Below are 9,210 nucleotides of genomic sequence, written 5' to 3' on the forward strand. Positions count from 1 at the left end.
CACGCTGGAGCAGCGCGCCGCCGCGTTCAAGCTGGACCTCGACGATCTCGTCACGGGCAGCGAGCCCGCGCTGGCGCCCGCCGCGAGGCCGGTCGCCCCGGTGCGCTCGCCCGCGCCTAGGGTGGCGGCGTCGGAGCCGATCGCCGAGCCCGAGACGCATTTCGCCGGGCGCTTCGCCTGGCCGCTCAAGGGCAGGATCCTCCGCCCATTCGGCCCGCTCGCCAATGGCGGTCGCAACGACGGCATCAACATCAAGGCCAGGACGGGCGCGACGATCGCCGCCGCCGCCGATGGCGCGGTCGCTTATGCGGCGACTTATCCGGGTTTCGGGCAGGTCGTGCTGATCCGCCACGGCAACGGCTGGATCACGCTTTACGGGCACGCGGGCGCGTTACTGGTCAAGCGCGGTCAGGCGGTGACGCGCGGCCAGCCGATCGCCTCGGTCGGATCGACCGGATCGGTCAGCGAGCCGCAGCTCCATTTCGAGATCCGCGAGGGGCGGCGGCCAGTCAATCCGATCGACTGGCTGCCGTAAGGGATCGCGCCCGCCTCGGGGGGCTGCCCGACGCGCCGGATCAGCGCCAGGCGCAGCGGCGTACCTTGCGATGGTTGTACGTCCGCACCGTGCAGACCTTGCGGCGATGCTGGCGAACGACGACTACGGGGGTATGATAGCCGGTCTCGCGATGGACCGTGGTCGTGCGCGTCGTGACCGTCTGCGCCATGGCCGGCGCGGCGATTGCCGCGATGGTTGCGGCGGCGATCAGGGCGATCTTGTTCACGCTTGCTCTCCCTTGAAGGCACCCGGTCGGGCCGGGCGTGAAGCGAGCGTTCGACAGGAACTTTTGTTCCGGCGGCGATCTTATCGCCGGCCCCACGCCGCCGATTGTGCGGCGATCATCGCGACGACATTGCCCTGCACCAGATTGATGTCGAGCGAATGCAGCCCCCATCCGCCCGCCGAAGCCATGCGATCGAGCGCCACCCCGAGCAGATCGGCATAAGCGCCGGGCTCGATCCTGATCCGCAGCACCGTGCCCGCGCCATCGGCGACGCATTCGGCGCTGAGCTGCCCGATCGTCTCGACGTAGGGCGGATCGCTCGCCGGCGCGAGCGAGGGCCTGGGCAGATAGGCTTCGATCATCCCGCGCCCGCCCTCGGGCGCCGCGGGATTGACGCAGAGCGCCGCGTCGCCCGGCTTGCCGGCACCGAACACACGTCGGCTGGCGTCCGCATCGCGATAGCTCGACCAGGCGGTGACGCAGCCCGTCGCCCCGAGCCTGCGGCAAGGCGGGATGGCGCGCAGGCTGGAGGCGGTGAGATCGGGATTGCCCGCCAGATAGGCGCCGACCAGACGGCGCTGCGCGGGCTTGCCGTCGATCTCCTCGGCCAGCAGTTGCTTGAGGATGATCGCGCCCTGGCTATGCCCGATCAGCACCACCCCCCGGCCCTTGTTGTCGCGCGCGAGATAGGCGCGCCATGCGGCGAGAATGTCGCGATAGGGCGTGTCGAAATCGAGCGCGGCTTTGCCGGCGTCCGCCCGCGCCATCTCGCGGCGCAGCGCGGTGATCGTCAACTGGCGATAGACCGGCACGAACAGCCGGCACACCGATCCCAGCCGCGCCGCCTGCGCATGCACCGTGCGCCGTTCCTCCGGGCCCGGAGCCATGTCGCTGAACGTGCCGGGATCGAGCGACACGGTGGGGTAGACGTAGAAGCAATCGATCGGCGGCGCCTTGGCGGCGATGTAGGGCGCGGGCGACCGCGCGCCCCTGGCATCGATCGCCACCGCATCGAGATCGGCCGAGCAGGTGCCGTCGTCGACGCCCGGACGGCACAGCCAGGTCGCGGGACCGGCGTAATCGATCGCCGTAGCGGTTGCCGCGACCGGAGGTGTCGGCGCCTGCGCGACCAATCCCGTCCAGGCGATCATTCCCGCCACTGCCACCACGATCCGTCGCATCGGCCGTCCCCTCGCAATGCGCGCCGTTCCCGCTTATGTGCGCGCTCGCTCATGGCTACCGTACTTCCCCCCCGCCCGAAAGTCGGCATGGTTTCCCTGGGCTGCCCCAAGAACCTCGTCGACAGCGAGCGTATCCTCACCCGGCTGCGCGCCGACGGCTATGCGATGTCGCCCGATTATGCGGGCGCGGACGTCGTGCTGGTCAACACCTGCGGCTTCCTCGACAGCGCCAAGGAGGAAAGCCTCGAGGCGATCGGCGAGGCGATCGCCGAGAACGGCCGCGTGATCGTCACCGGCTGCATGGGCAAGGAAGCCGAGACGATCCGCGCGCGCTTTCCGCAGGTGCTCGCGGTAACGGGCGCGCATCAATATGAGCAGGTGGTGGGCGCGGTGCACGCCGCCGCGCCGGTGCTGCCCTCGGCCTATCTCGATCTGGTGCCGGGCGGCGCGGTGGAGCAGACCGATCTCAAGCTGACGCCGCGCCACTACAGCTATCTCAAGATTTCGGAGGGCTGCAACCATCGTTGCAGCTTCTGCATCATCCCCGCGCTGCGCGGTGATCTCGTCAGCCGCCGCCCCGACGCGATCCTGCGCGAGGCGGAGAAACTGGTCGCGGCGGGAACGCGCGAGCTGCTGGTGATCAGCCAGGATACGTCCGCCTACGGGCTCGATCTGCGGCACGCCACCTATCCGCTCAAGCGTGGCGGCGAGGTCCGCGCCGACATGACCGACCTCGCCCGTCACCTCGGCCGGCTCGGGGCGTGGGTTCGCCTCCACTATGTCTATCCTTATCCCCACGTCGATCGGGTGATCCCGCTGATGGCCGAGGGGCTGGTGCTCCCCTATCTCGACATTCCGTTCCAGCATGCCGCGCCTTCGGTGCTCAAGGCGATGAAGCGCCCCGCCAACGAAGCCAAGGTGCTGGAGCGGATCGCGGGCTGGCGTGGCATCTGCCCGGACATCGCGATCCGATCGACCTTCGTCGTCGGCTTTCCCGGCGAGACCGAGGCGGATTTCGACTATCTGCTCCAGTGGCTGGACGAGGCGCAGCTCGATCGCGTCGGCGCGTTCCGGTTTGAGCCCGTGGAAGGCGCCGCCGCCAACGATCTGCCCGGCCATGTGCCCGAGGCGGTGAAGGAGGAGCGCTACGCCCGGCTGATGGAAAGGACAGCCGCCATATCCGCCGCCAAGCTTCGCACGAAGATCGGCCGCACGCTCGACGTGATCGTCGATCTCGCCGATGGCGAGGGCGGCGCCACCGGGCGCGGCAAGGCCGATGCGCCGGAGATCGACGGCGAAGTGCATCTGCGCGATGCGCCGGGCCTCGCCCCGGGCGATTTCGCGCGCGTGCTGATCGAGGACGCCGACGACCATGATCTATTCGGGGTGCCGGTCGCCTAGCGCCTGTCCTGTTGACTCTCGTCACCCCGGCCTTGAGCCGGGGTCCCGCTGCCTGCCGACGTAGAAGAAGAAGCGGGACCCCGGCTCAAGGCCGGGGTGACGGTCGTTTGGGGCCACGTCCGTCCAAATCGTCGAGTGCCGATCGGTCCTAAGCCCGCGCGCGAGCACTTCCCGAAAAGGAGGCTTGCGGCTTATTGTTCACAGGCCAACCGTGCGCCCTCTAAGGAGCCATGATGATCGCTCTCTCCTCCTTGTTGCAGCCCGATCGCGGCCAGCCGGCGCATGCGCTTCACCTCGTCTCGAAGAGCGGTTTCGGTGAGTGGCTGAAGGACCAGCCGTCGCCTGTGCGCGCGCTGCTCTCTGCGGCGAAATTCGAGGGCGAGGCGGGGAGCCTTGCGATCCTGCCCGGGGAGACGCCCGAGGATTGGGCGGTGGCGATCGGCGCGGACGAGCCGCTCACGCCCTGGTCGCTGGCGGGCGCCGCCGCGAAATTGCCCGAGGGCAGCTATCGTCTGGCGGCGGGCGCGGCGGCAGAAAGCGCGCTCGGCTGGCTGCTCGCGCAGCACCGCTTCGATCGCTATCGCCGCGAACCCAGGCCCAACCCGCCCCGCGTATTGCTGACCGGCGACGTCGCGCGGATCGACGGGATCGTCCGCATCGCGCAGGCGACCGCGCTGGTCCGCGATCTGATCGATACGCCGAGCGCCGATCTCGGCCCGGTCGAGTTCGCGCGGGCTGTCGAGCAGATCGGCGCGATCGGCCACGCGATCGTCAGGACCACGCAGGGCGAGGATCTGGCCGAAGGCTATCCGATGATCCACGCGGTCGGCCGCGCGGCCGCGCACCACCGCCAGCCCCGGCTGATCGAGCTCGAATGGGGCGATCCCGCGCATCCCCGCATCGCGATCGTCGGCAAGGGCATCTGCTTCGATTCGGGCGGGCTCGATATCAAGCCGTCCTCGGGCATGCTGCTGATGAAGAAGGACATGGGCGGCGCCGCGCATGCCCTCGCGCTCGCCCAGCTTATCATGGCGGCGCGCCTGCCGGTGCGGCTCCACCTGCTGATCCCCGCCGCCGAGAATGCCATTTCCGCCGACGCCTTCCGCCCCGGCGACGTGCTCGACAGCCGCCAGGGGCTCCATGTCGAGATCGGCAACACCGATGCCGAGGGGCGGCTGGTGCTCGCCGATGCGCTGACGCGCGCCTGCGAGGAACAACCGCCCGAACTGCTGATCGATTTCGCGACGCTGACCGGCGCCGCGCGCGTGGCGCTGGGGCCGGAGCTGCCCGCTCTGTTCAGCAATGACGATGCGCTTGCCGCCGAACTGATCGCGGCGGGCGACAGGGTCGGCGATCCGATGTGGCGGCTGCCGTTGTGGAAGCCCTATGCCGAAATGCTTAAATCGGAGCTGGCGGATATCAACAATGCTGGCAGCGGCGGCTTCGCGGGATCGGTGACCGCGGCGCTGTTCCTCGAGCGCTTCGTCGCCCCCGGCGTGCCATGGGCGCATCTCGATACCTTCGCGTGGAACCCCGCCGCCAGGCCGGGCCGGCCCAAGGGCGGGGAGGCGCTGGGCCTGCGGGCCGCGTGGGCGCTACTCCAGGCGCGCTACGCCCGGCCTGCCTGACCAAGCCCAACTGAATCGCATTCGTCAGGCCGGGAATGAAACGATCGCGTCGCTTCTGTGTTTTTCCACAGCGTCGGGGGATGGTTTGGTTCGAGAGGCGGTCTCCAATGGTGCACGATACGACGCTGTCGGGATGGATGCAGACGCTGGTGGGCTATGTGCGGTCGGGAAAACCGGATCTCACCAACCGCCAGATGGCGCTCCTCCTGCTGGTCTATCTCACCACCGGGCCGCATACCGTGCGCGGGCTGGCGCAATCGCTCGGCGTCTCCAAGCCGGTGGTGACGCGCGCCTTGAACACGCTGGGCGCGCTCGGCTATCTGCGCCGCGAGCGCGACGAGGCGGATCGCCGCAACATCTTCATCGCGCACACCGATATAGGGGCGAAATTCCTTGAAGGCTTCGGCGAGCTCATTGACGGCGACGATGCGCCCGGGCCCGGCCGCCACCTCAAGCGCGCGGTGGCCTGACCGCTTCCGGCTGACCGGGCCGTCCTGCCTTCCCGACCCGCGCACGCACGCCTATCGGCGGGATATCGCCGATGTCGGCCTGGCGGGCGCGCTGTTCGCGCCGCATTACGCGCGTGCGGTCGATTGCCGGGTCGAATCCGATCAAGTGATGCTGCGGGGCGATCCGAGCGACGATGCGCGCGCGACATCGCAGTTGCTACGCGGCGAGAGCTTCGCGTTGCTCGATCTGTCGGGGGATTGGGCGTGGGGGCGATGCCTGCACGACGATTATGTCGGCTATCTGCCGCGCGCCGCGCTGGCGGCGATGCCCGCGCCCGACCATCGCGTTACCGCGATGCTCGCGCCGGTCTTTGCCCGCCCCGATATCAAGGCGCCGGTCGTGGCGACCTGGCCGATCAGCGCGCGCTTCGAAGCCAAGCGCGAGGGTGACTTTCTCGCGTGCGGCGCGGGATATGTCCACGTCCGCCATGCGCAGCCGATCAGCGCGACCGCCGCCGATCCGGTCGGGGTCGCCGAAGGGCTGCTCGGCCTTCCCTATCTCTGGGGCGGGCGTGGGGCGGGCGGGATCGATTGCTCGGGCCTCGTCCAGATCGCGCTCGGCTTCGCCGGCGTCGCCGCGCCGCGCGACAGCGACCAGCAGCGCGAAAGCCTGGGCGCGGCGCTGGCGCCCGAGGCGCCGCTGCGGCGCGGCGACCTGATCTTCTTTCCCGGCCATGTCGGAATGATGGCCGACGAGGCGACCCTGCTGCATGCCACCGCCTTATGGATGGCGGTCGTCCGCGAGCCCTTGGCCGACGTGGTCGCGCGGCTGGCGCCGGACCTTCCCGAACCGATCGTCGCGCGCAGGCGGCTGGCATGACCAGCGTGTTCATCGATGGCGCGGTCGGCACCACCGGGCTCGAGATCGGCGATCGGCTGGCGGGGCGCGGCGATATCACGCTGATCCGGCTGTCGGAGGAACGGCGCAGGGATGCGGACGCGCGCGCCGAGGCGCTCAACGCCGCCGACGTCGTGATCCTCTGCCTGCCCGACGAGGCCGCGCGCGAGGCGGTGGCGCTGATCGAAAATCCGCAAACGCGCGTGATCGATGCCTCGACCGCGCACCGCACCGCCCCCGGCTGGGTCTACGGCTTTCCCGAACTCGAGCCCGGCGGGCGCGAAGCGGTGGCGGCGGCGAAGCGCGTCGCCAATCCGGGCTGCTACCCCACCGGCTTCCTCGCGCTGGTGCGCCCGCTGGTGCGGGGCGGGCTGCTCGATCCCGGGGCGCTGCTCTCGGTCAATGCGGTGTCGGGCTATTCGGGCGGCGGCAAGGCGCTGGCCGCGCGGTTCGAAGATGAGCGCGATCCCGAGCATATTGACACCGCCTTCCGCGCTTATGGCCTCGGCCTCGGCCACAAGCATGTCGCCGAGATGCGCGCGCATGCGGGGCTGGCGCATGCGCCGGTCTTCCTGCCCGCTGTGGTCAACACCTATCGCGGCATGATCGTCGAGGTGCCGATCCACCTCGGCCAGGCGGGGGGCAGCGTCGTGCGGCTGCGCGATTGCCTGGCGGCCGCTTATGCGGGCAGCGCCACCGTCACGCTCAACCGCGATCCGCACGCCGAACTGTTCGTCGAGCGGCAGGCGGGGACCGACCGGATCGAGCTGTTCGTGTTCGGCGAGGACCGCCACGGCCAGGCGCGGCTGATCGCGGCGCTCGACAATCTCGGCAAAGGAGCGGGCGGCGCGGCGGTGCAGAACCTCAATCTGATGGCGGGGCTGCCCGAGACCGCGGGGCTGCGGCTGTAGTTTGGGGGGGCAGATGATTCTCCCCTGGCAGGGGACCATCATGATGCGCAAACCTGCCCGAATTTGACCCTTGGAGGCTGTCCTGTTCAAGCCGAACGTCACCCCGGCCTTGAGCCGGGGTCCCGCTGCCCGCCAACGTTGGAGAAGAAGCGGGACCCCGGCTCAAGGCCGGGGTGACGAGAGTATGACAGACCTACCGTCCCTGCGCGCGCCAGCGGGCGATCGTGCGGTCGAGCCGCGCGGGATCGTGCCCCGGCCGGCTCCAGTCGCCCGCGAACGAGGGGTCGCGCGAGGCGGGCAGCTTGTCGGGCTCCAGCGCGTCGAAGACGATCCGCGTCGGTACGGCGATGCCCTCGCCCACCACCACCGCCTCGCGGTTGCGCAGCGCGGGCACGGCATCGATCAGCCCCCGGCCGCCTTCGGGCACGGCGGAGCGGACATAGGCCTGGTCGCGCTCATTATTGAGCCGCATCGCGATGATCGTGCCGCATTGCGAGAGCACGCCCTCGGCGAGATCGGACGGCCGCTGCGAGACGAGGCCGAGGCCGACGCCATATTTGCGCCCCTCCTTGGCGATCCGTTCGAGCGCGCGGCGCGCGGGCGTATCGGCGTCGGCGGGGATGTAGCGATGCGCCTCCTCGCAAACGAGCAGCACGGGGCGCGCATCCGCCCCGCGCGACCACAGGGCATGATCGAATACGAGCCGCGCGAGCAGCGCCACCAGCACCGGCGTCACCTCCGACGGCGCCGCCGAAAGATCGACGATCGCGATCGGCTTGCCCTCGTCGCCCAGCCGCAACATCCGCGTTAGGAAGGGCGCGATACTGTCCGCCACCAGCATGCCCGAAACCATGAAGGCATAGCGTGGATCGGCCTTGATCTCCTCGATCCGCGCCCGGAGCCGCTGGTAGGGGGCGAGGCCGACGCCGCCCTTGTCGAGCTTGCCCATCTCGGCGGTCAGCAGTTGCGAGAGGTCCGAGAGCAGATAGGGGATCGGACTGTCCGGCGTGAGCCGCACGAGGCCGTCGGCGGCGCGGTTCCTGCCACGCGCGGCGAGCAGGCATTTGGCGAGGATGTCGATGTCGCCCTGCCGCTCGGTCCCGCGCGCGGTGACGAAGATCTCGGCATGCTCCTCGAGATTCATCAGCCAATAAGGGATGGCGAGGTTGGTGACGTCGAACACCGCGCCGGTGTGCCGGAAAGACGCGCCATATTCGCCATGGGGATCGATCATCAGCACATGACCGTGCGGCGCCGCCTCGCAGATGCGGTGGAGGACGAGCGCGGTGGCGCTCGACTTGCCCGTGCCGGTCGAGCCCAGGATCGCGAAATGGCGGCTGAGCAGGCTGTCGATATACAGCGCCGCCGGGATCGCCTGACTGGCGTGGACGGTGCCGATCCGGACATGCGCGGTCTCGCCGGTCGCGAACACCGCCGCGAGGTCGGCCTCGTCGGCGGCGTGGAGCGCGCAGCCGGGCAGCGGCAGATGCGTGACCCCGCGCCGGAAGCGCAACAGCGCGTCGCCATCCTCCCCGCCGCACTCGCCTTCGCCGACGAAATCGATTCCGGCGAGGATCAGGTCGCCATCGGCCTCGACCCGCTTGAGGCTGCGCACCTGCGCGATCACCCAGCGCGCGCCGACCTTGAGCTTGACGTGGCTGCCGATCGATCCGGGCGGCGCGGGGCCGTCCGCCGCGAGCAGCGCGAGCATCCGCGCGTCGAGGCTGCAAAAGGCGCCCGATCCCGCGACCTCGAGGATGCGCCCGATCGCGGCGCGCGAGGCGGTGCCGGGTGCGGGCTGCGGTTCATAAAGTCCCATGGGGCGGTGCCTAAGGGGTAAAGCTTAAGACTCTATCCGCCGGGTCTTTGCGTTTGCGCGCGGTCTTGTGCACTCTATACCAAGCGGAACAAGAGGGAGGGCCGCCATGCGCCGCAGGACATTTCTCGCCGCGCTGCCCGC

At 69.8% G+C, this 9,210-nt stretch carries 9 protein-coding genes; 6 read left to right on the top strand and 3 right to left on the bottom strand.

What is annotated here, in order from left to right:
- Window positions 1–535 (top strand): murein hydrolase activator EnvC family protein (locus HUU94_RS04125; RefSeq protein ID WP_174273843.1); only part of this gene is annotated, 535 nt, incomplete at its 5' end.
- Between the two features lie 40 nt (window positions 536–575).
- On the opposite strand, the gene HUU94_RS04130 is transcribed toward HUU94_RS04125, so the two are convergent.
- Together HUU94_RS04130 and HUU94_RS04135 are read right to left on the bottom strand one after the other, a co-directional pair.
- Complete coding sequence (locus HUU94_RS04130) at window positions 576–782, bottom strand: hypothetical protein (protein WP_174273844.1); 207 nt, start codon at window positions 780–782, stop codon at window positions 576–578.
- An 80-nt stretch (window positions 783–862) separates the two neighbouring features.
- Window positions 863–1,963 (bottom strand): DUF3089 domain-containing protein, encoded by a 1,101-nt coding sequence (locus tag HUU94_RS04135; RefSeq protein ID WP_174273845.1) that lies wholly within the window; start codon window positions 1,961–1,963, stop codon window positions 863–865.
- 51 nt (window positions 1,964–2,014) lie between these two features.
- Here HUU94_RS04135 and rimO point away from each other — a divergent pair, with 51 nt between their 5' ends.
- From rimO to argC, 5 genes are all read left to right on the top strand, one after another.
- Window positions 2,015–3,364 (top strand): 30S ribosomal protein S12 methylthiotransferase RimO, encoded by a 1,350-nt coding sequence (rimO, locus tag HUU94_RS04140; protein WP_174273846.1) that lies wholly within the window; start codon window positions 2,015–2,017, stop codon window positions 3,362–3,364.
- A 233-nt stretch (window positions 3,365–3,597) separates the two neighbouring features.
- Entirely contained in the window at window positions 3,598–4,992 is a 1,395-nt protein-coding gene (locus HUU94_RS04145; protein ID WP_174273847.1) for a leucyl aminopeptidase family protein, read from the top strand.
- 107 nt (window positions 4,993–5,099) lie between these two features.
- A complete protein-coding gene (locus HUU94_RS04150; protein ID WP_254601929.1) occupies window positions 5,100–5,462 on the top strand; it encodes a MarR family transcriptional regulator in 363 nt (120 codons plus the stop codon).
- Window positions 5,419–6,321 (top strand): C40 family peptidase, encoded by a 903-nt coding sequence (locus HUU94_RS04155; protein WP_174273848.1) that lies wholly within the window; start codon window positions 5,419–5,421, stop codon window positions 6,319–6,321. The genes HUU94_RS04150 and HUU94_RS04155 overlap by 44 nt, the downstream gene beginning before the upstream one ends.
- Entirely contained in the window at window positions 6,318–7,250 is a 933-nt protein-coding gene (gene argC, locus HUU94_RS04160; RefSeq protein ID WP_174273849.1) for an N-acetyl-gamma-glutamyl-phosphate reductase, read from the top strand. The genes HUU94_RS04155 and argC overlap by 4 nt, the downstream gene beginning before the upstream one ends.
- 193 nt (window positions 7,251–7,443) lie before the next feature.
- Here argC and HUU94_RS04165 read toward each other — a convergent pair whose 3' ends face one another.
- Window positions 7,444–9,069: an ATP-binding protein gene (locus HUU94_RS04165; RefSeq protein ID WP_174273850.1), complete on the bottom strand. Its 1,626-nt coding sequence runs from the start codon at window positions 9,067–9,069 to the stop codon at window positions 7,444–7,446.
- Window positions 9,070–9,210 lie beyond the last annotated feature (141 nt).

This window comes from Sphingomonas bacterium, from assembly GCF_903644055.1.
Taxonomy (GTDB): domain Bacteria; phylum Pseudomonadota; class Alphaproteobacteria; order Sphingomonadales; family Sphingomonadaceae; genus Sphingomonas_I.

Bases quoted from the DNA above. Each gene is read 5' to 3' on its own strand.
- HUU94_RS04135 (WP_174273845.1), bottom strand. From the start codon at position 1,963: ATGCGACGGATCGTGGTGGCAGTGGCGGGAATGATCGCCTGGACGGGA.
- rimO (WP_174273846.1), top strand. From the start codon at position 2,015: ATGGCTACCGTACTTCCCCCCCGCCCGAAAGTCGGCATGGTTTCCCTG.
- HUU94_RS04145 (WP_174273847.1), top strand. From the start codon at position 3,598: ATGATCGCTCTCTCCTCCTTGTTGCAGCCCGATCGCGGCCAGCCGGCG.
- HUU94_RS04150 (WP_254601929.1), top strand. From the start codon at position 5,100: ATGGTGCACGATACGACGCTGTCGGGATGGATGCAGACGCTGGTGGGC.
- HUU94_RS04155 (WP_174273848.1), top strand. From the start codon at position 5,419: ATGCGCCCGGGCCCGGCCGCCACCTCAAGCGCGCGGTGGCCTGACCGC.
- argC (WP_174273849.1), top strand. From the start codon at position 6,318: ATGACCAGCGTGTTCATCGATGGCGCGGTCGGCACCACCGGGCTCGAG.
- HUU94_RS04165 (WP_174273850.1), bottom strand. From the start codon at position 9,069: ATGGGACTTTATGAACCGCAGCCCGCACCCGGCACCGCCTCGCGCGCC.